Annotated in this window: 24 protein-coding genes; 7 read left to right on the top strand and 17 right to left on the bottom strand. The window is 71.6% G+C overall.

The annotated features are described in order from the left end of the window. Nucleotides 1-105: 105 nt before the first annotated feature. From G443_RS05035 to G443_RS05075, 9 genes are all read right to left on the bottom strand, one after another. Complete coding sequence (locus G443_RS05035; RefSeq protein ID WP_051314297.1) at nucleotides 106-693, bottom strand: GGDEF domain-containing protein; 588 nt, start codon at nucleotides 691-693, stop codon at nucleotides 106-108. A gap of 97 nt (nucleotides 694-790) precedes the next feature. Beyond that, entirely contained in the window at nucleotides 791-1225 is a 435-nt protein-coding gene (ssb, locus tag G443_RS05040; RefSeq protein ID WP_026420281.1) for a single-stranded DNA-binding protein, read from the bottom strand. Between the two features lie 301 nt (nucleotides 1226-1526). Beyond that, nucleotides 1527-3584, bottom strand: coding sequence for a hypothetical protein (locus G443_RS05045; RefSeq protein WP_051314296.1), 2058 nt, complete (start codon nucleotides 3582-3584; stop codon nucleotides 1527-1529). A 13-nt stretch (nucleotides 3585-3597) separates the two neighbouring features. After that, nucleotides 3598-4026: a hypothetical protein gene (locus G443_RS05050; RefSeq protein WP_155886254.1), complete on the bottom strand. Its 429-nt coding sequence runs from the start codon at nucleotides 4024-4026 to the stop codon at nucleotides 3598-3600. A gap of 1266 nt (nucleotides 4027-5292) precedes the next feature. Next, nucleotides 5293-5580 (bottom strand): hypothetical protein, encoded by a 288-nt coding sequence (locus tag G443_RS05055; RefSeq protein ID WP_026420279.1) that lies wholly within the window; start codon nucleotides 5578-5580, stop codon nucleotides 5293-5295. After that, complete coding sequence (locus G443_RS05060; protein WP_051314295.1) at nucleotides 5580-6515, bottom strand: DUF2637 domain-containing protein; 936 nt, start codon at nucleotides 6513-6515, stop codon at nucleotides 5580-5582. The genes G443_RS05055 and G443_RS05060 overlap by 1 nt, the downstream gene beginning before the upstream one ends. Before the next feature lie 26 nt (nucleotides 6516-6541). Further along, complete coding sequence (locus tag G443_RS05065) at nucleotides 6542-7411, bottom strand: AAA family ATPase (protein WP_051314294.1); 870 nt, start codon at nucleotides 7409-7411, stop codon at nucleotides 6542-6544. Between the two features lie 76 nt (nucleotides 7412-7487). Continuing rightward, on the bottom strand, nucleotides 7488-7718 hold the full coding sequence (locus tag G443_RS05070; RefSeq protein ID WP_026420277.1) for a hypothetical protein: 231 nt from the start codon (nucleotides 7716-7718) through the stop codon (nucleotides 7488-7490). A 24-nt stretch (nucleotides 7719-7742) separates the two neighbouring features. Continuing rightward, nucleotides 7743-8048 carry a DUF6284 family protein gene (locus G443_RS05075; RefSeq protein WP_035292899.1) on the bottom strand — a complete coding sequence of 102 codons (306 nt, stop codon included), beginning with the start codon at nucleotides 8046-8048 and terminating at the stop codon, nucleotides 7743-7745. A gap of 288 nt (nucleotides 8049-8336) precedes the next feature. On the opposite strand from G443_RS05075, the gene G443_RS25330 reads away from it, so the two are divergent. Together G443_RS25330 and G443_RS05085 are read left to right on the top strand one after the other, a co-directional pair. After that, nucleotides 8337-9122, top strand: coding sequence for a GntR family transcriptional regulator (locus tag G443_RS25330; RefSeq protein WP_026420276.1), 786 nt, complete (start codon nucleotides 8337-8339; stop codon nucleotides 9120-9122). Further along, on the top strand, nucleotides 9119-9643 hold the full coding sequence (locus G443_RS05085) for a GNAT family N-acetyltransferase (protein ID WP_026420275.1): 525 nt from the start codon (nucleotides 9119-9121) through the stop codon (nucleotides 9641-9643). The genes G443_RS25330 and G443_RS05085 overlap by 4 nt, the downstream gene beginning before the upstream one ends. Before the next feature lie 1018 nt (nucleotides 9644-10661). Here the strand turns inward: G443_RS05085 and G443_RS05090 are convergent. Then, complete coding sequence (locus G443_RS05090) at nucleotides 10662-11231, bottom strand: TetR/AcrR family transcriptional regulator (RefSeq protein WP_026420274.1); 570 nt, start codon at nucleotides 11229-11231, stop codon at nucleotides 10662-10664. A gap of 89 nt (nucleotides 11232-11320) precedes the next feature. Here G443_RS05090 and G443_RS05095 point away from each other — a divergent pair, with 89 nt between their 5' ends. Beyond that, nucleotides 11321-12274, top strand: coding sequence for an SDR family NAD(P)-dependent oxidoreductase (locus G443_RS05095; protein ID WP_035292897.1), 954 nt, complete (start codon nucleotides 11321-11323; stop codon nucleotides 12272-12274). A gap of 305 nt (nucleotides 12275-12579) precedes the next feature. On the opposite strand, the gene G443_RS05100 is transcribed toward G443_RS05095, so the two are convergent. Next, nucleotides 12580-12798 carry a hypothetical protein gene (locus tag G443_RS05100; RefSeq protein WP_030225820.1) on the bottom strand — a complete coding sequence of 73 codons (219 nt, stop codon included), beginning with the start codon at nucleotides 12796-12798 and terminating at the stop codon, nucleotides 12580-12582. Between the two features lie 564 nt (nucleotides 12799-13362). Here G443_RS05100 and G443_RS25335 point away from each other — a divergent pair. Then, nucleotides 13363-14400 carry a helix-turn-helix transcriptional regulator gene (locus G443_RS25335; RefSeq protein ID WP_155886252.1) on the top strand — a complete coding sequence of 346 codons (1038 nt, stop codon included), beginning with the start codon at nucleotides 13363-13365 and terminating at the stop codon, nucleotides 14398-14400. 86 nt (nucleotides 14401-14486) lie between these two features. Here G443_RS25335 and G443_RS05110 read toward each other — a convergent pair whose 3' ends face one another. Continuing rightward, nucleotides 14487-15422 (bottom strand): proteasome assembly chaperone family protein, encoded by a 936-nt coding sequence (locus G443_RS05110; protein WP_026420271.1) that lies wholly within the window; start codon nucleotides 15420-15422, stop codon nucleotides 14487-14489. An 834-nt stretch (nucleotides 15423-16256) separates the two neighbouring features. Next, nucleotides 16257-16925 (bottom strand): GNAT family N-acetyltransferase, encoded by a 669-nt coding sequence (locus tag G443_RS05115; protein ID WP_026420270.1) that lies wholly within the window; start codon nucleotides 16923-16925, stop codon nucleotides 16257-16259. Nucleotides 16926-17025: 100 nt separating this feature from the next. Here G443_RS05115 and G443_RS05120 point away from each other — a divergent pair, with 100 nt between their 5' ends. After that, on the top strand, nucleotides 17026-18519 hold the full coding sequence (locus tag G443_RS05120; RefSeq protein ID WP_035292895.1) for an MFS transporter: 1494 nt from the start codon (nucleotides 17026-17028) through the stop codon (nucleotides 18517-18519). A gap of 10 nt (nucleotides 18520-18529) precedes the next feature. After that, nucleotides 18530-19108, top strand: a complete 579-nt coding sequence (locus G443_RS05125; RefSeq protein ID WP_026420268.1) for a TetR/AcrR family transcriptional regulator — start codon at nucleotides 18530-18532, stop codon at nucleotides 19106-19108. A 928-nt stretch (nucleotides 19109-20036) separates the two neighbouring features. Here the strand turns inward: G443_RS05125 and G443_RS05130 are convergent. Both G443_RS05130 and G443_RS05135 read right to left on the bottom strand, forming a co-directional pair. Further along, nucleotides 20037-20177, bottom strand: a complete 141-nt coding sequence (locus G443_RS05130) for a hypothetical protein (RefSeq protein ID WP_155886251.1) — start codon at nucleotides 20175-20177, stop codon at nucleotides 20037-20039. Further along, complete coding sequence (locus G443_RS05135; protein ID WP_155886250.1) at nucleotides 20174-20425, bottom strand: hypothetical protein; 252 nt, start codon at nucleotides 20423-20425, stop codon at nucleotides 20174-20176. The genes G443_RS05130 and G443_RS05135 overlap by 4 nt, the downstream gene beginning before the upstream one ends. A gap of 425 nt (nucleotides 20426-20850) precedes the next feature. Between G443_RS05135 and G443_RS05140 the strand changes: the two genes are divergently transcribed. After that, nucleotides 20851-22086, top strand: coding sequence for a glycosyltransferase (locus tag G443_RS05140; RefSeq protein ID WP_155886249.1), 1236 nt, complete (start codon nucleotides 20851-20853; stop codon nucleotides 22084-22086). A gap of 589 nt (nucleotides 22087-22675) precedes the next feature. Here the strand turns inward: G443_RS05140 and G443_RS05145 are convergent. Both G443_RS05145 and G443_RS05150 read right to left on the bottom strand, forming a co-directional pair. Then, a complete protein-coding gene (locus G443_RS05145; RefSeq protein ID WP_026420267.1) occupies nucleotides 22676-23044 on the bottom strand; it encodes a VOC family protein in 369 nt (122 codons plus the stop codon). 502 nt (nucleotides 23045-23546) lie between these two features. Then, nucleotides 23547-25055 (bottom strand): alpha/beta hydrolase, encoded by a 1509-nt coding sequence (locus G443_RS05150; RefSeq protein ID WP_026420266.1) that lies wholly within the window; start codon nucleotides 25053-25055, stop codon nucleotides 23547-23549. Nucleotides 25056-25185: the final 130 nt, after the last annotated feature.

Consider the following 25185-nt stretch of genomic DNA (forward strand, 5'->3'; position numbering starts at 1 on the left):
GGCCTCGGCGGGTGCCGTGGGCGCGGCAGGACCAGCGGGACGGCCGCCCCCGGGGCGGTTGGGACCAGGACGGCTTGGTGCGCTTCGAGCGCTGCGGCCGCCGCATCAGGCCGTCTCCCGGTTCACACGGGGCGTGGCCGGCCGGGCAGGACCTGGCAGCGCCGTGGCGGCGGCGCGCCGGCGTTTGGCCTGGTACATGCCCCGGTCGGCGTGCGCGAGCAGGCCCGCCACGTCGACCGGGGCGCTCGAGGCGGCGGCGCCGATGCTGGCCGGGACGGTCAGGACCAGGCCGCCGATGCGGTACGGCGCGGCCAGGGCGAGGGTGAGGTCCCGCGCCCGCCGGGTCGCGCGGGCCGGGTCGCACGGTCCGAGCCAGATCGCGAACTCGTCCCCGTGCAAGCGCACGGGGACCTCGGTGGGGTCGGTGGCCTGGGTCAGCCGGTGCGCCACCGCCCGCAGGACACGGTCGCCGACCCGGTGGCCGTGGGTGTCGTTGACCGGCTTGAACCGGTCGAGGTCGAGGAGCAGCAACCCGACGGTGCCGTGGGTGGTGCGCGCGGCGACGTCGAGCAGACCGCTGCGGTTGGGCAGGCCGGTGAGTGGGTCGGTTCGCAGCTTGCGCCGCAGGTCGTCGCGCTCGGCGCGCACCGCGGCGAGCTCGGCGCGCAGCCGCCGACGGGAACGTGGGAACATGACGGTGCTCCAATCGGAGTTGGGAGCACCCGGGCCAGCCTGTTGCTGGCAGGCTGGGGCTGGCCCGGGCACCCGGGAGTGTGGTGCGTCTGCGGTGTCAGAAGGGCGGCTCGTCGACGGTCGCGCCACGGGTTCCCGTGGTCCACGGCTCGTCACTGGAACCGGCGGGGCTCCTGGTGGCCTTGGTGACCTTCGCGGTGGCCCACCGCAGCGACGGGCCCACCTCGTTGACGGACAGCTCAAACGCGGTGCGCTTCTGCCCGTCGTGCTCGTAGCTGCGCTGCCGCAGTTCCCCGGTGACGAGGACCCGCTGCCCCTTCGACAGGGACTCGGAGACGTGCTCGGCGTACTGTCGCCACACCGAGCAGCGCAGGAACGTGGCGTCCCCGTCCTCCCACTCGCCCGTCTGGTTACGGCGGCGGTCGTTGGCCGCGACGGTGAAGTTGCACACGGCCACCCCGGTTCCGGTGTAGCGGATCTCCGGGTCGGCGACGAGGGTCCCGGTGACGACGATCTCGGGCAGGCCAGCCATGACAATCCCTCCAACTATGTGACTCTGTGTAGTCGTACGTGGGTGTGGTTGATCAGCACCGGGGAGGCCGGTGCGACCGTGTGTGCGTGGCGAGGTGTGGGGGGTGTGGGGGTCCCACGCCTCCCCCGGGGTGTGCGGCCCTACCCCCCGCAGAAGGGGGGTGGGCTGTGGGGGTCCCACACCCCCACAGGGACCCGATATCCCCAGGCAGATCCCCATATTCGGGTGTGGGGGTCCCACGTGGGAGGGGTGTGGGGGTGTGGGAGGGGTGTGGGACCCACTGTGGGAGGGGGTGTGGGGGTTACTCGCGACCCCACTCGGCGACCTCGGCCGGCACCTCCACCTGCCCGGCGCGGATACGCTCCGCAACCGCCTCGAGGTCGACCCGGGCGTAGCCACGCCGGGTCTCACCCCGCACGCTGAACGCGTGCGGAAGCGGCCTCACGTCGACAGCCCGAAGGAGACCTCCCAGCTTGTCGGGCTCCATGTCGAGGTCTCCGGCGAGGGTCGCGGTGTGGGCACGGTCGGCGGTGCCCATCACCTCGAGGAGCCGGCTGATCAACCGAGGCAGGCCCGCCACCTCGACCGGGGCGGTGGTGGGGACGGTGATCGAGGGCCACGCCGACGGGTCGGACCAGTCGACTTCTCCACCGCCCGCAACGAGCGGTGCGGGTTGCGCGAACACCGTGGCGGCGTCGTCGAGCTGGTCCAGCGGCGAGGTCGTCGCAGCGCCGCCCGGCTCCGCTGCTGCAGACGCAAGGGGGACGTCCTCGGCGTCGTCGCCGTCGTCGAACAGGTGGGAGGTCCGGTCCCAGTCCCACCGGCCTGTGTAGTCCGGCCCGGCGACCTCGGCGCTGGCGGCGTCGAGGGCCGGCCGGGACCCGGCCACGGCGATGGCCAGGTTCTCCAACGCGTCGCCCACGAGACGGAAGCCCTTGAACGGCCTGGGGTTGCCACTCGCGTCCTGTAGGTAGAGGCCACAGCCCGGATACGGGATGTCGCCCGGGGACGCCTTGCACTGCCAGCCGAACAGATAGCCCAGCTCCTCGGGGTCCTGCACCGACATGGACACCCTCGCGCGAGCCTGTTTAAGAATGCTCGTAGACCCGATGACTTCGGTCGTCGCGCGCAAGCCGCAGAAGACGATGTTGACCCCCACCGACCTCCCGATGGCCTGGATTTCCTCGAGGTCGTCTGCGACCTGCCGGTGCTTGGTCCGCTCCCCCATGACCTCGCGGCACTCGTCGACCACGATCACGATTTCCGGGACGTCCGGCGACACAGGGATCTTGTCGTCCCCCGCCTCCCGCATGAGGCGGCGGTGCGCTACCTTCCGTCTCTTGGCGATCCGCAGCGCCGCCGCCGTCATCTTCGCGGCTTCCCGGCCGGTATCGGCGACCCAGTCGACAGCGGGTCGCGGCACGTCGTCCCGCTCCCACCACGGCCGGATCCACGGCAGGCTCATGCCGCCGCCGTTGAGGTCGATGTGCCACACGAGCGTGTCGACGCACCGCACGAGACCCGCGTTGATGACCTGGAGTTGGTTCGTCTTGCCGCCCCCCTTCTGACCGGTGAGCAGCATCGTGTCCTGTCGGAGGGAGATTCCGGCGTCACTGCCGTCTCTGTGCAGTCCGATGGGGATCGGATTGTTGATGGTCAGCGGCGTGAGGTCGGTGGGGTAGTCGAGGGTGGCGGCTTGCACGTTGGTGGTGGCGACGCGGATCAGCGCCAGGCGCCGCGACACCCCTGGGCCGACCTCGACTCCGCAGCCCGCCGGCAGATCGGCGTCCGCTGCCAGGGCCTCAGCAGCGGTAGCCAGGTCACGCCAGGACTTTCCCCCCTCGGGCAGCTCGACATCCAGGGTGTACCCCGTCCCGGTCTCCCACTGCTCCACCCCAACGACCCGGGCGCCCGCGATGCCGCACACCCGGGCCAGGCGGGCTTCCCACTCCGCCCCCGTCCTGGCCCGGCGGGTGGCCAGCATGATGCGGTGCGCCCGGTCAGCCGACCGCTGATCGGTGGCGGTGACGAGCCGGGCGGTGGCGTACCCGGCCACACTCAGGCAGGCCAGCGACGCCAGCGACGTCACCGACCACGGGGTGGTCGCGATGGACCAGGCCACCCAGCCCCCGGCGGCGGCCCAGCAGCCGGTGCGGTGCCACCGCCGCGCCGCCGTCGCGCCCATGGTGGCGACCGCGTGGCCGAGGGCGCCGACGCCCGCAGCCCCGAGCGCCCAGGTGGGCGGCACGTCAGCGAGAGATCCGACCATGCTCGTTGCGGCGGCGCCCCCGGCGGCGTTGAGGGTGGCCAGCCCGGGTGTGTGATGGGCCGACCAGTCCAGGTGCCTTTCCTTCGGCATCAGGTACCTCCTTTCAGACGTTCCACTTGTTCTCGCCGGGCCTCGGCGCCTCGGCGCGGTGCAGGTCGACCGCGTGCGCGCCACGGAAGGTGGCGGGCATTTCGGCGGCGGCGGCGGCCGCGTTGCCGAGCGGCTGGTACACGCGGGCGAGGGATTCGATGACGGCGGGGTTCAGCGGCCACCGGTCTTGCCCGGTCCGCGTGAATGTGGCCAGCGCGAGTGCCAGGTGTGCGATGCTCTCGCCCCACTGCCCGAGGTCGGAGGCGAAATCGGTCATTCTTTCCGGGTCGTACCTGCTAGCGCGGACGTGCATTTCAGCGGCGAGATCGGAGATGAGGAAGCGGGACATGCCGTGACCTCCTGTTCGTGCGATACCCGGCTGAAGAGCCAGGCGGGAAGCGGGATCGAGCGTCATGCCGGTCGCCGCGGCGGCGGTGGCCACGGGCTCGGCGTCGTCGAGTGCGGGTCTGGTCAGGGCCCCGGCCGGGGCGGGGGCGGGGGCGGGGGCGGGAACGTGCTGTGTGGGTCCGCCGCTGCTGTGGCCACGGACCGCGTCGGCGACGACCCAGAGCGGGTCTCTTGCGGTTCCCCGTCCCCGTCCGGTCGGGGACGGGGGCTCCCAGCGGGGATCGCGGGGGCGGTCCCGCCACCAGCGGCGGAGCCCGGTCCACCAGGGCGCGCCGGAGCTGGGCGGTGTCCCGCCCCCGTCGGTCGGGGGCGGGGCTCCCCCACCAGCGGCGGGGGGGATGGTGGGCGGGGTGGATCGCCCCGGACCCCCGCCGGGCAGCGGCAGGGGGTGCGGACCGGTCGTCGTCGGCCGTCCGCCCCCACCACCGCCCGGCCGGCCGCTGCTGGTGCTGGTGCCGCCACCCGCCGCGCTGGGGGTGCCCCCACCACGCCACGGCCACCGCCCCGGGGACCGCGACTTCGGTGGCTTAGGGCCTCGCCCGCCCCCGGCCCCCGGGGCGGGCGAGGCCCCACCGGCCCACGGGGACTCCCCGCCAGTCGCGCTAGCCCTGCCAGGGCTGCCTGGGGCGGATGTTCCGGGACCACGGGCGCCCCCGGCCGTCCGTCGGCCGCCCCGCCCCCCTGCCGGGGCCGACCCGCTGCCCGGCGGGGCCGACCCGCGTGGTCCCGCCGGACCGAGCCCGGGCGTCCGGGCGGGTGACCGCGTCAGGCGGCCATCAGCCGCCCCGGCGGCCCGCCGGGCCCGACGACGGCGGGCCGCCCCGAGGAGACCGCTGGCTCCGAGGAGCCCGCCTGTCCCGTTCTTCCGGCGGGCGCCGAGTCCGGTGCCCGTGGCGGGCGCTCCGGGCTCCCCGCCACGGGCACCGTTGGCGGCGCGGGAACGTCGTCGGGCCCGGCGGGCCGCCGCCACCGCCGCACCCACCCCCGCCACCCCCACCGCGGCGGCCAGGCCAGCCGGCCCCGCCACGTAGGTCGCCGTCGAGCCCACGATGGTCGCGGCTTCGGCCGCCCCCACGGCAGCGGCGGAGCCGGGGACCACGAGCGGCGCCGGCCTTGCCCCCCGTTTCTCCGTCTCCTTCGGCTGCTCCTGCTCCTGCTCCGGGTCCTGCTGCCCGGTCGGCACGAGGACGACCGCGGGCGGGTCGACAACCTCGCCGTCTGGCTCGCTACTCATGTGCTTCCTCCCTGATATGCGGCGGGGGGCGGCCCGATCGGGCCGCCCCCCGCCTTGCTGAACTGATCAGTCGTCTCCGAACACCGTGGCGTCGTCGATTTCCCAGGCCAGGCTCACGTATGCCTCGATCACGTCCGGCATCTCGGCGAGTGACGCCCCGAGGTGTTCGGCCGCCTCGTCCAGCAGTGCGAGCGCGCGCTCGTCGCGCATCCGCCGGGACACCGCCGCCAAGCGCCTCCAGCAGGCGGCGCGAGTCAGCCACGCGCCGCGCCCGGTCTCCGTGCTCCGGGCGGCCCGGCTGAGCGCCGCCCGGCTTTCCTCAACGAACCTGTCGGTGCGCGTGGCGTGTGTCATCAGGTCTCCTCACGTACGGTTCGGATGGCTGCGAGCTGGTCACGGCCCCAGCGGTCGGTGCGACCGAAGAGGTCACCGAGCGTCGCGCCGGAAATTTCCAAGCCCGCGTCGAGCGCGGTCCGGGCGTACTCCCTGGCAGCGTTCCGGCGGTCTGCGGCGGACGCGTCCGCCGGAACGGTGGGCACACGCGGCCACGCCTCGGTCTGCGTGTCGGTGCCGACGTCACCCTCGTTCTCCGGCGAGGTTTCCGCTTGCGGCTCCATGTACTCCTCGGGCGGAACGGCCGCCGGCAGGCGGTCGGTCGCCGGCAGGCGGTCGGTCGCCGGGTACGGAGAGCGCAGCGGGGACGCCAGCGACGTGTCGTCAGTGAGCGCGCGCGCCTGCACGTCTGGATCACCACCACCGCCGCACCCGCTCATCGTGGGTGTCGGAGAGTGTGGGACAGAGCGTCCCTGAGCCCACCCGTCGGCAGACGACGGTTCTCCCTGCTCACCGGTCGGCGACGTGGGCCTGAGCTGTCGCAACAGGAGCTCGCTGGCGAGCGCCAACGCAATCGGCGGCCACGCGGCGACCGCCCACGTCACCCACTCCACATACGCGCCCCAGGGCACGTCGCCGAGAATCTCCGCCCGCTGTTCCGCCGTCAGCGTCGTAGCCGGAACGTGAATCCCCGCGGCCAAGATGTTTGCGGCAAGGCTGGCTGCCAACCCCGCGACCACCGCCATCGTCGCCACGAACGGCAACGGGTCCCCGGAACGCGATGTCGTGTACAACACCAGCGATCCGGCGACGACCAGGCCATCCACCGACAGCGGAAGAAGAGGCGCCCGCCACCCCTCCCCCGCCAACACTCCCAGGACGCGGAGGTGCTCGAAGGACACGACCGCGGCGACGATCGCCACGATCAGAACCGCGCCCACGGTCACCAGCGGCACGACGTCGGGTACACGTTCCGCCCGGCTCATGCCGCCCCCCGGTCGACGTCGTAGTGCTCCGTGGCCAGGCGCACGAGGTCGTCCAGCTCGACGTGGGACGGCAGGTCCGCGACCACACTCGCGTCCACCGAGCTCCACACGGTGACCTGGACAGCGCCGAGGTCGCCGAGTCCGCCCGTCGCTGCCAGATCGGACCGGCCGGTGGGGCGGGTCGGGCCGCACTCGATCCGGGGGCTAGCCATCGTTCTCGCCCAGGCCAGCAGCGGCGCGACGCCCAGACCCACCACGACGGTGGCGCGCCGCGCCGTGTAGTCATCGCCATCGCGGTAGAAGTCAATCGCTCTCACCTTGAGGGACGGGTGGCGTTGCAAGTGCTGACCGAGGACCCGGAACACAGCGGCGGTCGGGTTCATGCCTTGCTTCGGGTTGCGCGGGCGGGTGGGCTCGTCGGGCAGGGAGACCCTCCGACGGCTGGCAGACTGCCAGGACCTCCACATTCGGCGAATGACGTCCGCGCCGACCGGGGCGGCCCGTAGGGCATCGCGGGCGATGCAGGTAGCGAGCGGCACGTGGAGGAAGCTCGAGATGAGGAGTCGGGCACCCCCGGCGTCCGCCAGCCGTCGGAGGGCCCGTTCAGCCCGCTCCGTGAGGAGCGTGTCGTGCACGATGATCACCTCCATTCCGAAGTCGAGGGCCTCGCGGATCCGCGAGTGCTGTATCCGGGTGACGCGCGCCTCGGCTTCGCCGTGGGTGACACCGAGTGCGGCGCGAACCTCATCCCGGCTGATGGAAAGGACGGAGGCGCCGTGCGTGGCGAGCTGGAGGGCGACCCACTCCGCCCACGTCGTCTTGCCCGACCCGGGCAAGCCGCGGGTCGCAATGATGACCTGAGACACTGAGTGCCCCTTTCGTGTGTTGGGGGGGGATGGACCGTGGACGGGCGGAGCCGGCAAGCAGGCCCGCCCACGGGCGTCAGACCTCGACGTAGTCGCGGAGCACGACCCCGGCCACGGCGCCCTCGTCCGCCGTGCCGATCGGGATGCACGTGACGCGGTCGGGGTCGTGCCAGCACTCCGGTTGCTCCCAGCCGGCGATGGCGGCCATGAGTTGGCGGGCCTCGTCCTCGGACGAGGCGACGACGACGCCGGCGACGGTCTCCTCGACGTCGCATCGGTCTGTGCGTGCCAGGTGCCAGATGCGCATTGCTTCCTCTCTATGGGGGCGGGTTCAGGCGGCGGCGTCCACCGCCGCGCCGAGGACGCGCACGCGGTGAAGTGGGATGACCTGGCCCAGCCGGCGGGTCGCCGGGGTGGTGTGGGCGATCGACCGGCGGCGGGCGTACCGCACGCGCTCCGCTGCTTCCTGGCGCCGGGCGCGGGACAGGCGCTGAACGGCGAGGTCGCCCCCGCCGGTGAGCAGCACCGCGCACTCGGCGTCCACCACTGCCACGCCGGCGTCGATGAGGGGGCCCTCGAGCTCGATGGCCGCGAGGTCCCGGTCGGCGGGTTCCTCGAGTTCGTACGTGTCATGCATTGCTTCTTCCTTTCTCTCTGGGGAGCCATGAAGACCAGCGCAACCGATGTTTGCGCTGGTCAACATGGGTCCCGGTGCCGTATCAGGCACCGGAAAAAGGGCGCAAAAAGTCCACTATGGAAATGTCAAAGAACCAGCGTCAGAGGACCTTCGGCTGGGTCGCCGCGCGTCCCCTGACTACCTCTTGAACCCTATCCAACTGGCTTAAGCCAGCTCGATGAGATCAGTAGAGCATGCTGGCTTAAGCCAGTCAAGCCCCTGGCTCAAGCCAGTTTGTAGACTGGTGCTGTGGGAGAGCGAGAGCAGGTAGCCAGCAGGCGCATAGCTGCTGATCTGAGGGCGGCGATCGAGTCGGGGGAGCTACGAGAGGGACAGCAGCTCGAGTCCGAACGTGCGCTCGCTGCGGCATACGGCACAGCGCGCAACACGGCCCGGGCTGCCATCCGACTCCTTGCGGAGGAGGGCCTAGTCGACACCCGACACGGGCGAGGAGTGTTCGTCCGTACGAGGCGCCGGCTGATCAGGTTCGGCAGTGAGAGGTATTCGAAACGCCTACGGGACCGGACCGGGGTGTCGCCGTACCGGGCAGAGCTAGCGACGCAGGGGTTGACTCCCCGCGTGGACTGCACGGCCATCCAACGCGTGGTGCCACCAGTCAATGTGGCGACGCGGCTTGGGGTGGACCCGAACCTGGCGTCGGTGGTCCGCCGCGAGAACTGGTACTACGCCCGGCGTGACCAGGACGAATGGCCCGTGCAGGTCGGCATCACGTACATCCCGTGGGAAATCGCCAAGGGAACGGTCCTCGCAACGTCTGAAAAGCTGGGGCCGGGAAGCCTGTACGCCAGGTTCGAAGACCTCGGCTACTCGATCACGCGCAACCGCGAGGAAATCGGTGCTCGGATGCCAACCCCTTCTGAACGTGAAGGATTGCAGCTTCCTGAGGGGGTGCCCGTGCTCGACATCCTACATACCGGGATCGATGCTCACGGGGCGGCTTTCGAAATCACTCACTTTGTCATGAGAGCTGACTTCGGCGGCTTGGACTACGACATGCCAGTGGAGGACCGATGACCAGCGTGAACGTCCGCAGGCGAACCGACCACGACATACCTGCCTGTTCTGATGTCCTCGTCCAGGTGCACGCAACCGACGGCTACCCGGTGGAAGGGGTCGGCGACCCGGTAGCGTGGCTGACCCCTCCGAGCCTTCTAGCCGCCTGGGTCGCCGAGGTGAACGGGATCGTCGTCGGCCACGTCGGTGTCAGCCGGCCCGCCGGGGAGGCTGCCGTTGCGATGTGGGGTGAGCATGCTGCCGCAGCGTCGGATTCGGTCGCGGTCCTCGGCCGCCTCTTCGTGCTCTCGCGGGCCCGGAGCCACTCCCTGGGCGAGCGCCTGACCCGAGCGGCAATGGCGCACGCGGTCGAGCTAGGGCGGCGTCTAGTGCTCGACGTGATGGAGAAGGACCGGGCGGCAATCGCGCTCTACGAGCGACTCGGATGGCGCCGGATTGGCAGTACCACCCATGCCCTCGAGGAATCGGGTGTCCCGGCCTACTGCTACGTCTCACCGCGAGTGGATTCAGTGGCTACCTGAGCAGCACCATACTGCCTGTCAATCTGCCTGCCTACCGTCCCGGACACCGCCGGACTTCCACGGACGGCGACGGATGTCCGTGGCTGGTAGTTGACGGTGGTTGTTCAGGTGCCACCTATCGCGCGTATGCCTGGGGGTCAAGGGGTCGCAGGTTCAAATCCTGTCGTCCCGACGGTTACGAGAAGGCCCGCTGACACTGGGAACATACCAGGTCAGCGGGCCTTCTTCGCGTTCCGGTGCCGATCAGCGACCGATCATCCACTTCGGCCCCTACCCGCGAGTAACCCCCGCGGTGGGAGGATTTGGGGAGGATCGGGTCCGACGGGGCGAAATGTGGTCGCGTTCCCAGAAGCGAACCGTGTCGCCCGAACGGGGTGATCGTGGCGGCCCAGCGGGAGCCAAGCCGGCGTGCCGACCGACCGCGCGCCCAGTATTGCCGGAACCCCAGCAGGGTGCCGTACCAGGAGCAGCACGAGGGTGCCCCCTATCTCGCTTCAGGAACAGCGCGTACTCGTCGTAGGGAGCATCCCCGCGTACGGGGCCGATGCCCTGGCGGTCCTCAAGCTGACCTACGCCACGGGAGTATCCCCGCGTACGCGGGGCCGATACTTGTTGACCTGCGACTCCACACGGGATGAGGCCCATTTCTCCGCAGCCTTCATTCAATGCCGCTCGCCAGTTCACTCGTCACTTGATCACCACTTGTTCCACCATGGCGCCTGTCGACGTGACCAGAACGGCCACGACGGTGATCCCCCGTGTTCAAGGGCATTTTCCGGGCGGCGAGCCGGCCCCGCTCGACGATGAGCACGGACGGGTTGATCCTCGACCTACCGTCGCTCTGGCGCCTGGACGATCACGACGCTCGCCGGGCACCAGGCGGATCACGCACAGGGTACGCACACCGAAGCAGCGGGCGACCGGACTCGGCACCCAACCCGGCCAGTGGCTGCCGAGGAGAGCGCCGGCGGCCCGAGAGCCCGGAGCACGTTCCTCCTCCGGTGGTCGTGGGGACGGGTCAGCGGGCGATGAGCCCGGTGAGCACGAGCGCGAGCCAGCGGACACGGGCGGCGGGGGCCTGGTCGGTGGGGAACGTGGACAGCACCAGGTAGAGGTCGTCGACGGTGCAGTCGGTGCGCAGCTCGCCCTGTGCCTGTGCGGCGCGGAGGAGTTGACCGAGCGCGCTGGTCACGCGTGCCTCCAGGTCGCGCATGGCGGGATGGACGGCGTGGTCGGTGTTGAGGGCGTGGGCGGCCGCTTTGACCGCCTGGTTGTGCGCGACGGTGTCCATCAGGCGTGTGAGGAACCCCGTGAGCTCCTCCATGGCGGGCGCGCCCTGGCCGGCGCGCCGCAGGGAGTCTTCTGCGTCGTCGGCGACCGGTGCGAATGAAGCCGCGATCACGGCGTTGACCAGGTCGGTTTTGTTCGGGAAGTGCTTGTAGAGGGTGCCGACCGCCACGCCGGAGGCGGCGGCGATCCGCTCCATCGACACTCCGGCCCCGTGCTCGGTGATCTGTTCGTGTGCTGTGGCCATGATCCGGGCGCGGTTGCGGGCGGCGTCGGCTCGCAGTGGCCGTTGGGGGGACATGGGCTGCTCCGGGTACGGGTTTGTGTCAAGGTGAATTATGATTCACCATAGAGGTGAATCGGCATTCATCTTACCGACAGGGGACGATCATGACGAGCACGACCGCCGCCACCCGCTGGACCGAGGACGACGTCCCGGACCAGGACGGCCGGGTGGCCGTCGTCACCGGTGCGAACAGCGGCCTCGGTTGGGAAACGGCGCGGGTCCTCGCCGCACACGGGGCGTGTGTCGTCCTCGCGGTACGCGACCTCGACAAGGGCCGGCAGGCGATGGCCGCCATCACCGACCAGGTGCCCGGCGCCCAACTCGGCCTCCAGCGCCTGGACCTGGCCTCCCTGGAATCGGTGCGCGCCGCGGCTGCCGAGCTGCGTGACGCCCACCCGAGGATCGACCTGCTCATCAACAACGCCGGTGTGATGTACACGCCTCGGCAGAAGACGCAGGACGGCTTCGACCTGCAGTTCGGCGTCAACCACCTCGGGCACTTCGCGCTCACCGGGCTCCTGCTGGAGGCGATGCTGCCCTTACCCGACTCCCGGGTGGTGACCGTCAGCAGCCTGGGCCACCGCATCCGGGCCGACATCCACTTCGACGACCCGCAGTGGGACCGCACCTACAACCGTGTCGCCGCCTACGGGCAGGCCAAGCTCGCGAACCTGATGTTCACCTACGAGCTGCAGCGCCGCCTCGCCTCGCACGGCACCGGCACCGGCACCGGCACCGGCACCACCATCGCCGCCGCGGCCCACCCCGGGGGTGCCGCCACCGAACTGATGCGGAACCTGCCCGGCCCGATCCGTGCGACCGCGGGCCTCCTCGTCCCCTTGTTCACCCAGACAGCGGCCATGGGCGCGCTGCCCACGCTGCGGGCCGCGACCGACCCCGCGGTCACCGGCGGTCAGTACTACGGCCCCACCGGGATGGGAGGGGTTCGGGGATACCCCCGCGTGGTCGCCTCCAGCGAGAAGTCCCATGACAGGGCCGTTCAACAGCGCCTGTGGACCCTGTCCGAGCAGCTCACCAAGGTCACGTTCCCCGTCTGAGCCGACCTGGCGGGGATACCGGCCCGACAGGACGGGGGCACCGTCGCGCCGGAGCCTGGGTGCCGGTCGCGTGGTTCCAACTCATCGACGACGAGGAGGACTTCCCCGGGGCGAGGGGCTCGTAGGGGGTCCACCACTGCCCGCGCTCCCGGAACGGTGGACACGGTCGGCTCAGCAACCCTTCGATCCGTGCTCGTCGATCAGGGGAGCCCGGTCCCCTGGCACGGGAACGGCGCCGGGCGGGAGCACCACCGATCCTGTGCCGCCACCGGTCGGGTATCCGTCCACGCGCAGCGCCGTCCAGCTCAGGCGATGATGTTGTCCAGCAGCAGCATGAGCGTGATGAGACCGGACAGTACGAGCACACCCACCACGGCGCAGCCCGAGTTCGGGGCCGAGGCGTTGGGCTTGCGGGGTTCCCTTCCCGCGTTGACGGCCGTTCCGGCCTCGAGCCCCCAGCAGTAGAGGCACTCGCCGCCGTAGTCATAGGTCCTGCCGCACTTCGAACAGGTCTGCGACGCCATGTCGAACTCCCCTTCGGCCGCCTCGTCCCACAACCAGGCCGCGCACGCGAGCCCGTTGCTGAATTCGTGAGGTGGAACGGTCCCTCGAATCCGCGGGACTTCCAGGGCGAGGCACCGAACTCCTGGGTCCACCTCGGACTCGTCGAGGACGGGGTCCGTGACCGGCGCGGGCCGCCGGTCACGGTGATCGGGCCCGGCCGCCCCCCAGGCCGGCCGGGTCCGGTCACGTCCCCGTCCCCTGGGGCGACCGGAGACGATCCGCTGTCGCGTCGCGACCGCGACAGGAAACCCCCTCCGGCTGCCCCGGCAGGGTGATCGTCTCCGTTGCCTTCGGGTCCGGAGTGGATCTCGTGTCCCAACTCATGATGGTTCGACCCCGTGCCGAGCGGTATCCCAGAAATCTGGGAACACCGTCGGCCACCAACCAGTTGCTCGCAGTATCGTCCTGTTGATCGCGGCGACCACCGTCGCCGGAACGACTCACGAGAACGGACACCCGTGGCGAACCGGCGGCAGCGCGAGCGACAGGTTCTGGGGGATCTCCGTGACCTGGCGAGGGCGGGCGTGACCGCCAGGGAGCTCTTCGCCGAGTTGGACGGCCTGCTCCCGTCGTTGATGGGCTTCGAGGCCGTCTGCTGGCACCACACCGATCCGCTGACCGGCTTACCGACCTCGATGGTCAGCACCACCCTCGACCCACGGGGCATGGGGCCAGCGATGGACCTGGAGTTCGCCGGCGGCGATGTCGCCACCATGGCGCAGATGCACGCACGGGGCGACCGGGTAGCGGCCCTCAGCCAGGTCACCGAGGGCCACCCGGAACGCAGCATCCGCATGCGCGAACACCTGTCCACGCACGGGTTCGGCGACGAACTGCGGCTGCGGTTCGATCTCGGTGAGGGCACCTGGGGCTTCGCGGCCCTCATGCGGGAGAAGGGCAGCGGCCCGTACTCCGAGGAGGAACTCCGCTTCGCCGGTCAGGCGAACCGGCTGATCAGCGCCGCGCTCCGCCGCACCTACCGCCCACCGACCACGCTCGCGGTGGCCGCTCCGGTTCCCGCCGTGATCGTCCTCGGCTCGAGCGACGAACTAGTCGCGGCGGACCAGCCGGGGCAGGCCCTGCTGCTCGAGCTCGCGGACTCGGTGTTCGACGTGATGGCCGTGCCCGCCGTGTTCCTGGTCCTCTCCCGGATGGCCCGACACGCCGAGGCGGACCCGACGGGTATTCCGGCGGTGATGCGGCTACAGACACCAGCCGGGCAGTGGATCGTCCTGCGCGGCTCGGTACTCCACGGCATCGCCGCCGGGCAGGTCGTGGTGACGGCCTCGACGCCGACGGCCGCCGAGATCATGCCCCTGGTGCTGAGCTCCCACGGCCTGACCCGCCGTGAGCAGCTGGTGACAGCGCAGGTGCTGCGGGGCGGCAGCACCAGGGAGATCGCCAAGGAACTGTCAGTGGCACCGGTCACGGTGCAGGACCACCTGAAGTCGATCTTCTCGAAGGTCGGCGCGCGTAGTCGAGGCGAACTCGTCGCCTTGCTCTCGCTCGACGGCCCGCGGCTCGACCACTCGGTCCCCGCGGCATCGAGCGACCGGCGGTGACCCGCGGTGGGCCGCACGCTCCGGGGCCGCCCTCAGGAGAGCCCGCCCGATGCGGCCCGCCCGCTGCCCGCGTGCGGTCATGCGGCTCACTGTTCGGGTAGCCCGGTCGGTCCCTGCTCGGCGAGGAAGCGCTCGAACTCGGAGCCGATCTCCTCGGCGGTGGGCAGCGCCTCGCCCTCCTCGACCAGGAGCCCTCGCGTGCCCGGTGCCGGGGAGGAGGAGTCGTACTGGCGCTCCAGCGCGCGCACCACGTCCGACACCTCGGCGGACTCCACCACCTGCCGGTCGATCTCGATGTTCACCCGCTCGGCCGCGGCCGGCAGTCCCCCGGAGGGCAGTGCCAGCCCCGTGGCTCGGCTCACCGACTCCAACAGGGTCACGGCGGCCGTGGGGTAGCTGGACTGCGCGAGGTAGTGCGGCACCTGCGCCGCGAAGCCCATGGCGTCCAAGCCCGCCTCACCCAGCCGCAACTCGAGCAGGGCCGCCACGCTGCCGGGTACCTGGAACCGGTCCCTGAACGCCGGGTGACCGAGCCCGGCGACGGTGTCCAGCAGCTCGGTTCGCGTGGCGTGCGACACCACCCCGAGCGGTCGGGTGTGCGGCACGCCCATCGGGATGCCGTGGAAGCCGACGGCGAGCCGGACACCCCACCGGTCCATCAGATCGCGCACGGCCGCGATGAACAGTTCCCAGTGCCGGTCGGGCTCGGGCCCGGTCAGCAGCAGGAACGGCGTGCCCTCCTCGTCGAAGAGCTGCCGGACGACCAGCTCGGGCTTGTCGTAGGCCGCCCAGTGGTCGACGGCGTAGGTCATCGTTGGCCGTCGGGACCGGTAGTCGATCAGCCCGTCGACGTCGAACCGGGCGACGATGCGTCCCCCACCACTCTCGGCGAGGTGCTCGGCCAGCAACCTGCCCGCCGAACCGGCGTCCATGAACCCCTCGAGGTGATGCAGGAGGACCGCACCGTTCAGGTCGGGGACGTCGGAGTCCACCTCGTACAGCTCCCGTGGATCGAGCACCACCTGTAACCTCCAGCCCTTCGGCCTACCTGTCGTCGCTCAGGTGCAACGCGGCACGGCCGCTGTTCCATCCCGCGTTCGCGGACGAGTTCGACGAGTCACACGAGATCGTCGGGGTGGTCCCCGTGACCGCCTTGTCCCGGCGTCCCCGCGTGGCGCTCCGAACCACGTCCTCGCGATCGATCCTGCCATCGTGCGCCCGTGCGTCGGGCGGGAACCGGTCGAGCGGTCCGCCCGACCGAGGAACACCACGCCAGCCCGCAGGAGGTGTGTTGGCCGAGGACCGGCTACCTCAGCGCGACTGGGTGGTATCGGCATCACCACCGCACGCGGAACGCGCACGAGCACTTCACCAACACCCGGGAGGACCAGGACAGGGCCGAAGGAGATGACGAGCATCAACACGCCCTGCTGCCACGACACCCCGTCATCAGCAGCGATGCCGGCCGATCCGAGCCACTTCGCCAGCAGTGCGGCGGAGGCCGTGATTCCCGCGGCTACCCGGATCCAGGAATCCGTTGCTGTCGGTGTCCTTGCCCTTGTCCTTGTTCTCCCCCATGCGCGGGCCTCTGCCCGATTGATGGAGCGGCGGCTCTCGTCGATCCCCCGTCGCCTTCCCGCACGACGTCGTGGACCGCCAGCCGCCGACCGAAGCCCGTCTGTGGTGTCTCCAGCCCTCCCCCGAGGCCGGTGGCGCGCGAACTCGGCGGGTGTGGCCCCGCGCCCGGCAGGTGGCCGTCGGTCGGACCACCCGCTCCGACGGGCCACCACCACCTGGCGCGCTGGCGTCGGCCACGCGCCACCTCCCGGCCGGTTTCGCCGGCTCGGAGGGGCGGCTCAGCGTTTCGCGTCCCGTCCGGCACCCGGAGCGTTGGCGGTGCCGGTGTAGATGAAGACGCCCACCGAGCTCGGGAGCCCCTCGAGGGCGAGCGGCATGGTGCGCTCGTGGGCGCGGTGGAGACCCCTCCGCTCGTAGAACTCGTAGGTGCACAGCGAGTCGGTGAAGAGGTGGTAGTCATCGCGGCCTGAGGCCCGCAGGTGGTCCGTGAAGTGGGTCAGCAGCTGCTTGCCGACGCCGGTCCCCCGCGTGGCGGAGTCCACGACGAAGAGGGTGAGTTCGTCGCCGAGGGTCCCGCCAGCGTCCCGTCGCAGGCCCGCGTAGGTGCGGGCGAAGGTGAAGTACTGGCCCAGGGAGCGGTAGTGCCCGAATCCCGTCAGGGCGATCATCGCGGCGTGCCCGGCCAGGCGAAGCCGGTCGCGGGCCCGACGCGCGAACGGGGGGTGGCCCTCGACCCGTCCCATCACGATGCCGACCGCGCGTCCGTCGAGGACCGCGACCCGCGTGTACGTGCTCGCGACGAGGCACTGGCGCAGGTAGATCTCGAGCGCGTGGCGCAGGAGTCGTGGGGTGCCCGCGTAGCGGTGGATGTGGAACGCCTCGTTGATCATGGCCTTGACCCGAGAAGCGTCGGACTCCCGGTAGGGCCGGTACGTGACCTCGGCCATGGCGGACCTCCCTGGTGGTGAGCGGCGGGGTGGGTCAATCGACTGTTACTGTACCGACTAGTCAGTACAGTAACACCGAGGAGTGACGGACGTGGCAGGGATGAGCGACGCGCGACGCTGGGCGAGCCTGGGAGTGCTGGTGGCAGCCGTGCTGCTGCTCGCGATCGACAGCACCGTGCTGTACCTGGCCGTGCCGTCACTGACCCAGGACCTGGGCGCGAGCGCGACCGAGGTGCTGTGGATCGGTGACATCTACTCGTTGGCGCTGGCCGGGCTCCTCGTGACGATGGGCAACGTCGCCGACCGCATCGGACGCCGGAGGCTCCTGTTGATCGGCGCGTCGGCGTTCGGCGGGGCCTCCGCCCTGGCGGCCTTCGCCGTCAGCCCGGAGATGCTGATCGTCGCCCGCCTGTTGCTCGGTGTCGCCGGCGCCACCATCATGCCCTCGACGCTGTCGCTCATCCGCAACATCTTCACCGACCAGGTGGAACGAACGCGGGCGATCGCGCTCTGGTCCGCGGCGGCGGCGAGCGGGATCGCCCTGGGTCCCCTGGTGGGTGGCGCCCTGCTGCAGAACTTCTGGTGGGGCTCGGTGTTCCTCATCAACATCCCGATCACCCTCGCGCTGGTGGTGGCCGGTCTCGCGCTGCTCCCCGAGTCCCGCAACCCGAACCCCGCCCGGTTCGACCTGCTCTCGAGCTTCCTGTCGATGGTGGCGATCGTGCCGTTCGTGTACGTCATCAAGAAGGCCGTGGGCGGGGACGTCGACCTCGTGGTCGGTGCCGCGCTCCTGCTGAGCGTCGTCGGAGCGGTCCTGTTCGTCCGGCGTCAGCGGTCCACCGCCTCACCGATGATCGATGTCGACCTCTTCCGCGTTCCCGAGTTCAGCGGCGCGGTCCTGGTCAACTTCATCACCATCTTCGCCCTCAGCGGGCTGCTGTTCTTCTTCGCGCAGTACCTGCAACTCGGACGCGGGATGAGCCCACTCCAGGCCGGCGTGGCACAGCTGCCCGTCGCGGTGGCCGCCATGATCGTGGTCGTCCTGGTCGGCCGCGCGTTGCGGCTCCTCGGTCGAGGACGGGCGATCTCGGTGGCGCTGGTCGTCGCGGCCGCCGGGCTCCTCCTGCTGGCCCTGGCCGAGACGGCCGACGGCTTCGGCTGGATCGCCCTGGCGCTCGTCCCGATCGGGCTGGGGATCGGCCTGGCCGAGACCCTCAGCGTCGACGCGGTCGTGTCCGCCGTGAAGCCGACGAAGGCCGGCGCGGCGGCCTCCATCTCCGAGACGGCGTACGAGCTCGGCGTCGCGCTCGGGATCGCCGTCCTCGGTTCGATCGTCACCGCGCTCTACCGCTCCAGCCTCGACCTCTCGCAGGTGGCGTTGCCCGAGCTGGTCCGGGCACAGGTCGAGGACTCCCTCGCCGGCGCGGTCGCCGCGTTGGAGCCCGGCTCGCCGGCTCTCGGCCTGGCCCAGAGCGCTTTCGTATCGGGCATGCAGGTCACCACGGTCATCGCCGCTGGGATCCTCGCCCTCGCCGCCGTGGTTGCATGGCGGTTGATCCCCGCCACCCGGACCACCACGCCGGTCGAGCACTGAAGGAGAACCGATGGGTCGCACCGAAGGGCGCACCGCCGAGGACACCAAACGCCTGATCCTCCGTGCGGCCGCCCAGGTCATCCGCCGCGACGGGTTGGCCGCGAGCCTCGATGACATCGCGGCAGAGGCGGGGGTGTCCAAGGGCGGGTTGGTGTATCACTTCCGCAGCAAGCAGGCGCTGCTCGTCGCCCTGGGCGAGTCCATCGCCCGGAGTTTCGAGGCGCTGGTCACCAGCAGGATCGACCCCTCGGACACCCGTCCAGGACGTCTGACCCGCGCCTACATCCGGGCCTGCTTCGCCGATGTCGAGGACCCGGTCGCCATGCGGGACAACATCGCGATAGCCGCGCACCTGATCAGCGATGATGACCTCCAGGAGCTCGCCGACCAGGACGGACGCCGCTGGCGGGCACGGCTCCGCGAGGACGGCCTGCCCGACCGGACGATCACCCTCGTCATCGCCGCGTGCGACGGGGTGAGCACCGGCCCCCTGTGGGGTTCGGCGCTCGACGGCGACGACGTCCGCGAACTGGAGAGGGACCTGATCGGTCTCACCGAGTCGGGTCCTGGGCCCGGCTCGGGCGGATAGGGGACCGCCCCGCACCGATCCGTCCGCCGAGGACCGGAACCAGGCGACCCACCCGGGGGCCTGGCACACGGGGGACTCCCAGCGGCGACCCGGACGGCGACGTCGGGGTGCACCGCGCGCTCACGGTCTGACCGCGCGCCTCGGCGGCCGTCCCGGGCCACCGGTAGCCGGTCGAGGACGGGCACGTCAGTCGCGGTCAGCCAGGCGGGTACCGCGCTCGTCCCGTATGCCGTCCCGTCGACGCGCGCGCCACGCGGCCGGTGTCCACCCCGGCCTCGGGTAGTGCTGGGCCCACTGTCGGCGGCAGCCGACCGGGCAGGCGTCGACACCGGATGTGGCGGGGCAGGTGGGGAGGGTCCGCGCACTCGTCCGCACGCCACCCGCCACCCGCCACCACCCGGGACACGCGGATTGCCCGACGTGGACGAGCAACGCCCGCACACCCGACCGCCCCGGCGGCGCCTCGCGGCCCCGCCCTGCCTGGCCGGTGGCCGAGTACCGTCCGAGGAACCACGCCAGGGTGATCAGCTCGTCGGTCGCCCTTCGACGACGAGCAGTGCCGCCGGGGTTGTCGCCGGTGGACGGAAGTGCGGGGATCGGGTCATGGGAGCCAACCGCGCGCGAGTGCACCGGTCCGTTTCGACGTGGACGCAGCCGACACCGCCTCCCTGTTCGCCTGCTCGCACCGCGCTCATCGCCACGATCGCGGACCAGGTCCTGGCGCTGGGCCCCCATCGCCTCCGCGTGGCCGTTGACGGCCGCACCGCCGCGGGGAAGACCAGCTTCGGCCATGAACTCGCCGAGCACATCGCTCACCGTGGCCGACCGGTTCTCCGCGCGCGAGCCTCGATGACGACAAGAAGCCCTGGCGGGACCGGCACCTCGACGATCGTGAGTCCGGCGAAGGCTACTACCGCAACGCGTACGACTACGACGCCGTGACCGACCTCCTGCTCGATCCGGCTGCTCCCCAGGGCTCGGGAATGTGCGTGCTCTGCGGCATCGACCCGCTGGCCCAGGTGGACCACTCGTCGGTGACCACCCGCGCGGCGCCGGACGCCGTGCTCATCGTCGACGGCGTGTTTCGCGTTCCGCGCCGAGATCAACGACCGCTGGGACTTCCGCGGCTGGCTGGACATCGGTGCTGACCTGTCCATCCAGCGAGGGACCGCACGGGACCAGGACTGGACGGATTCCGACGCCGAAGCCCTGCACCTCGACCGCTACCTGGGCGCCGAACGGGTCCACATCGCCGAGGCCGATCCCATGCGGGTGGCGGACGTCGTCATCGACAACCGCGTGCTCGAGCACGCCCACGTGCGACGCCGAACGCCCGCCTGCGGTCACCCGGACGCACGACAGGGACGGTGCCGGACGGGGCGCGGGGCATCGCCGCGATAGCGGGAGGACGTTTCCCCATTCGAATGACGCTGGGTACGAGTACTGGGCACGAGTACTCATCTCGACGCGAAAAGCGCGGGCGAGGCAGGACGAGGGGCCTTTGCTCAACCGCGAGCAGGGGCTGGCCGGAGATGTCCCCGAGTCCACGGTCAATTCGTCCCCGAACTCGGTGCCGCGCGCTTGTCGTCCCTCGGCGGCCGTCCGGGCGGAGGAATGGCGAGGCGGTCACCCGCTCTCGGCCATGTTCAACATATAGCGCACTGGTGGTCTTGCGGCAAGACCCCGGTCGTGCCGCAGAATCGCCGGCCGAAGCCAGAACCTACGGAAACGGGTGGCGTGGAATGCGGGTGCTGTTGTCGACCTACGGGTCGCGTGGGGATGTCGAACCGCTGGTGGGGCTCGCGGTGCGACTGCGGGAAGCGGGAGCGGAGGTGCGGGTGTGCGCACCGCCGGACGAGGACTTCGCCCGGCGGTTGGGCGATGTGGGCGTGCCGGTGGTGGGCGTCAGCGAGTCGGCCCGGGTGTGGACGAAGGCGGCCCCTCCGGCGGAGGCCCTGCCCCGACGGGCGGCCGAGGTGATCGCCGGGCAGTTCGAGGCGGTCGCCTCGGCGGCCGAGGGATGCGACGTGCTGGTGGCGACGGGGATGATGCCGGCCGCTGCCGGTGCGCTGTCGGTGGCCGAGCTGCTGGGCATCCCCTCCGTGTCCGTGACCTTCCAGCAGCTGACCCTGCCAGCGCCGCACCGGCGGCCGCTGGCGTACCCGGGCCGGCCGTTCCCACCGGACGTGACGGACAACCGGGTGCTCTGGGACCTGGACGCCAGCAACATCGACGCGCTGTTCGGCGAGGCGCTGAACACGAACCGGGTGGCGGCCGGCCTGCCTCGGGTGGACGGCGTCCGCGACTACGTCGTCGGCGTCCGGCCGTGGCTGGCGACGGACCCGGTCCTGGATCCGTGGCAGGAGACCCCGGGACTCGACGTGGTCCAGACCGGGGCGTGGGTGCTGCCGGACGAGCGCCCGCTCCCGGCCGAGTTGGTGGCGTTCCTGGACGCCGGCGAGCCGCCGGTCCACGTGGGCTTCGGCAGCATGCCCATGCACGCCTCGACCGACGTGGCCCAGGTGGCCGTCGAGGCGGTCCGCGCGCAGGGCCGCCGCATCGTCCTCGGTCGGGGCTGGGCGGATCTGTCCCTGATCGGCGGTGGGGACGACCACATCGCCGTCGGCGAGGTCAACCACCAGGCGCTGTTCCGCCGGGTGGCCGCCGTCGTGCACCACGGTGGTGCGGGCACCACCACCACGGCCACCCAGGTTGGGGTGCCCCAGGTCGTCGTCCCCCAGTTGGCGGACCAGCCGTACTGGGCGGGCCGGGTGGCCGACCTGGGCATCGGCTCGGCACACGACGGTCCGACCCCGACCGTCGGGTCGCTGTCGTCGGCGCTCGCGACCGCCTTGGCTCCCGAGACCCGCGCCAGGGCGGCCGCTGTCGCGGCCACGATCCGCACCGACGGCGCCGCGCTGGCCGCGCGTCTGTTGCTCGACGCCGCCGAAGGAGGAGCGGGGGCGGGGTCATCGTGAACCGCGGGGCATCGTCCAGCCGGGCGCCGTGACCGGCACCGCCGCCTCCACCGCACCGCCCACTCCCCCGCCGGCGACCTCACCTGCCGGTCAGGTCTGGCACGAGCTCGACCCCCTGCCGGGCGGCTCGCGACGTGCGGGGAGATCCGCGGTCAGCCACCGAGGCCGCCCGTATCGCCGGCGCGGACTCGGCGGAGCGACACGGCGATGCCGGTGGCGCCAGGAGTCGGCAGCACACGCGGCCAGGAAGGTCACTGGCCGGGGCCGGCGTCGCGACCGGGACGCGGGGACGGTCGACCTCGGTGCCGGGGCGGCGAGGGACGCCGTCGCCGACCAGGGCGCTGGCGGCGGGGTCGCTCGCGGTCGCCACCTCGCCGGGCGACCCGCACCAGGGACTCAGCGGGACTCGTGACCGACCAGGTCGACGAGGAACGGCGAACTGGGGTCGGGCGCCGCGGCCGGGGCGGGTCGAGCGCCCGCTCAACAGCGCCGGTGCGCGTCCTCGGCGGCGGTCCCGACCAGGCGGCCGCCGCCCCCGCCGCTCGTCCCGCGACGCGAGCGCCGAGCGGACCCCCAGCCGCCCCGCGCCCTACGCCTCCGCCCAGACGCCCAGTTCGTTCCCGCTCGGGTCGGTGAAGTGGAACCGACGTCCACCGGGGAACTCGTACGGTCCGTTCACCACCTGGCCGCCGGCGTTCCTCACCGCCTCCACGGACCTGTCGAGGTCGGCGGAGTAGAGCAGCACGAGCGGGCCACCCGTTCGCACCTCGTCGGTTGTTCGGAGTCCGCCTACTTCCGCGTCGCCCCGTGGGCTCCGGATGCCTGCGAACCCGGGTCCGTGGTCGTTGAACCGCCAGCCGAACGCCTCGCTGTAGAAGCGTTTGGCCCGCTCGAGGTCGGTGACCGCGAGTTCGATGTAGTCGAGGGCGTGGTGCTGGTGCGTGCGGGGTTCGGACACGCCCGCATCCTGCACCCCGGGGCCGACGAACCCGCGATCGTGGAGGGCGCCGCCGGGGCGGGGAGTGGGGTGGCCGGCCGCCGGTTCTGGTCACCGCACGGGTGGACGTGATCGCTCGGCCGGCGGCGGAACCGGGTGGGGCACGCTCGACCGGTCGACGCGGGACCGCTGGATCACGGCAGCGGTGTGGAGCCAGCACCGGTGACCTCGTCGAAGTCATGCCTTCGCCTTCCAGGGCCAGGTCGAGCACCAGGTCGGCGCCACTGGACCCCGGCCGGGACAGCGTCGCCGGCCCCGGTCCACCGATGGCCCGCACCGTCTCGCGTTCAGGACGGGCGAGGCCGCACGCGGACGTCCTCAGTGAGCCCGAAGGGCTCCAGCTGGTCGATGCGGCCACGGCGGGGCGGTGGGGCGGCGGGGCGGCGGGCGGCACCGGGCCGGGGTGAGCGGTCGTGGCCACCCACCCCGGCCGGGGGACACCGCCTCGCCCGGCATTCGGTCCTCACCCAGCGGCCGGGGCCTCGCAGGTCAGGTCCCGTTCGGGCATCGTGCCGTCGACCAGGAAGCGGGTGGTGACGTTCAACGCGCAGGGGTTGCCGCCGAGGACGTACACGCCGTGCCCGCTCCCGTCGACGCTCAGCAGCCGGGATCGCTCGCCGAACTCCTCGTTGAGCAGTTCACCGCCCCGCAGGGGGGTGACCGGGTCACGCTGGTTCTGCACGACCAGCACGTTGGTCGGCCCGTCGTCGTTGATCTCCACCGGAGGCCCGGCCGGCTCCCGCCAGTAGGCGCAGGGCATGACGTTCGCCGTGGCCGCACCGAAGAGCGGGTACTCCACGCGGTCCTCGGCGACGGCCCGCCGGTAGGTCCGCAGGTCCTCGGGCCATTCGACGTCGTTGCAGGTCACGGCGAGGAAGACCGACCAGGAGTTGTCGTGCGGTGCGGGCGTCCCAGTGGGCGCCGGCCGGTCGTCCTCGGGGCCCGCCTCGGTCCGGGAGAGCAGTGACTGCCAGGTCTGCGCGGCCTGGCCGTAGGACTGCTCGTGGTAGAGCGTCGCGAAGGTGGACAAGCGGAAGAGGTGGCCGTCGACTTCGCCGACGGGGGTTTCGTCGAGCCGTTCGGCGAGGGTGAGGTAGGTGGCGCGCACCTCCTCGGGCGTGCGGCCCAGGCCGTAGCTGTCGTGCCGTGCTGCTGCCCAGGCGGCGAAGTCGGGGAAGGTCTCCTCCATGCCGCTGCCGTAGCGGCGCATCCCGTCGTGGTCCAGGTGCGTGTCGCCGATGTTGCTGTCGAGCACGATCCGGTCGGAGCGTTCGGGGAACATCGAGGCGTAAGCGGCGCCCAGGGCCGTTCCGTAGGAGTACCCGAGGAAGCTGGCCTTGTCCTCGCCGAGCGCGGCCCGGATGCGGTCCAGGTCGCGGGCCTTGTTCGCCGTCGTGAGGTGGCGGAGTCGTCCCTCGTCGTCGTTCGCGGCGCACTTCTCGGCGACGCTCTCGGCGATCCTCGCCTGCTCGGCGACCGCCGCGTCGTCGACCGCGTAGGGCGGGATGGCACCGTGGTACTGGTCGTCGTCGGTGAAACCGCAGCTCACCGGGGCCGAGTGGCCGACGCCCCTGGTGTCCATCCCGATGAGGTCGTAGCTGTCGAGGACGTTGGCCGGAATGCCCTGGGAGACCAGGAGCTGGGGTTGGGTCAGCCCGGTTCCGCCGGGGCCACCCGGGTTCAGCAGCAGTACCCCGCGCCGCCGGTCGGGGTTCTCGCTGGCGAGCCGGGAGATCGTGATGTCGATGTGCTCGCCGTCGGGGTCGTCGTGGTCCAGGGGCACTGGGACGGTGGCGCAGTCCAACGGGGTCGGGGCGGCGGGGACGTCGTCGGGGCACTCCCCCCACCGCACCTGGGCGGCGGTCTCCTCCCCGTGTTCGCCGGCCAGGGCGGGTACCCCGGCGACGGCCGTGGCGAGGCCGAGGACGGCGGTCAGGGTCACGCCTCGGGCGGCACTCCGTGGTCGGTGCATACAGCTCCACTCCTCGACGAGGACGCGGTGGACCGCCCGGTGTGGCGTGCTGGTCGCCGTTCGGGTGGTTCGTGGGTCCGCACGTCCTCGGTGTCGTGTCCGTCGTTCTGGTACGGCCCGAGTCTGTCCT

This window comes from Actinoalloteichus caeruleus DSM 43889, from assembly GCF_000429185.2.
Taxonomy (GTDB): Bacteria; Actinomycetota; Actinomycetes; order Mycobacteriales; family Pseudonocardiaceae; genus Actinoalloteichus_B; species Actinoalloteichus_B caeruleus.

What these genes read in the sequence shown, in the direction of transcription:
- G443_RS05150 (WP_026420266.1), bottom strand. Translation starts at nt 25,055, where the DNA reads ATGCACCGACCACGGAGTGCCGCCCGAGGCGTGACCCTGACCGCCGTC.
- G443_RS05085 (WP_026420275.1), top strand. Translation starts at nt 9,119, where the DNA reads ATGACCAGCGTGAACGTCCGCAGGCGAACCGACCACGACATACCTGCC.
- G443_RS05140 (WP_155886249.1), top strand. Translation starts at nt 20,851, where the DNA reads ATGCGGGTGCTGTTGTCGACCTACGGGTCGCGTGGGGATGTCGAACCG.
- G443_RS05115 (WP_026420270.1), bottom strand. Translation starts at nt 16,925, where the DNA reads ATGGCCGAGGTCACGTACCGGCCCTACCGGGAGTCCGACGCTTCTCGG.
- G443_RS05100 (WP_030225820.1), bottom strand. Translation starts at nt 12,798, where the DNA reads ATGGCGTCGCAGACCTGTTCGAAGTGCGGCAGGACCTATGACTACGGC.
- G443_RS05125 (WP_026420268.1), top strand. Translation starts at nt 18,530, where the DNA reads ATGGGTCGCACCGAAGGGCGCACCGCCGAGGACACCAAACGCCTGATC.
- G443_RS05055 (WP_026420279.1), bottom strand. Translation starts at nt 5,580, where the DNA reads ATGACACACGCCACGCGCACCGACAGGTTCGTTGAGGAAAGCCGGGCG.
- G443_RS05120 (WP_035292895.1), top strand. Translation starts at nt 17,026, where the DNA reads ATGAGCGACGCGCGACGCTGGGCGAGCCTGGGAGTGCTGGTGGCAGCC.
- G443_RS05075 (WP_035292899.1), bottom strand. Translation starts at nt 8,048, where the DNA reads ATGCATGACACGTACGAACTCGAGGAACCCGCCGACCGGGACCTCGCG.
- ssb (WP_026420281.1), bottom strand. Translation starts at nt 1,225, where the DNA reads ATGGCTGGCCTGCCCGAGATCGTCGTCACCGGGACCCTCGTCGCCGAC.
- G443_RS05090 (WP_026420274.1), bottom strand. Translation starts at nt 11,231, where the DNA reads ATGTCCCCCCAACGGCCACTGCGAGCCGACGCCGCCCGCAACCGCGCC.
- G443_RS05035 (WP_051314297.1), bottom strand. Translation starts at nt 693, where the DNA reads ATGTTCCCACGTTCCCGTCGGCGGCTGCGCGCCGAGCTCGCCGCGGTG.
- G443_RS05130 (WP_155886251.1), bottom strand. Translation starts at nt 20,177, where the DNA reads ATGAGCACGGCGTCCGGCGCCGCGCGGGTGGTCACCGACGAGTGGTCC.
- G443_RS05045 (WP_051314296.1), bottom strand. Translation starts at nt 3,584, where the DNA reads ATGCCGAAGGAAAGGCACCTGGACTGGTCGGCCCATCACACACCCGGG.
- G443_RS05070 (WP_026420277.1), bottom strand. Translation starts at nt 7,718, where the DNA reads ATGCGCATCTGGCACCTGGCACGCACAGACCGATGCGACGTCGAGGAG.
- G443_RS05095 (WP_035292897.1), top strand. Translation starts at nt 11,321, where the DNA reads ATGACGAGCACGACCGCCGCCACCCGCTGGACCGAGGACGACGTCCCG.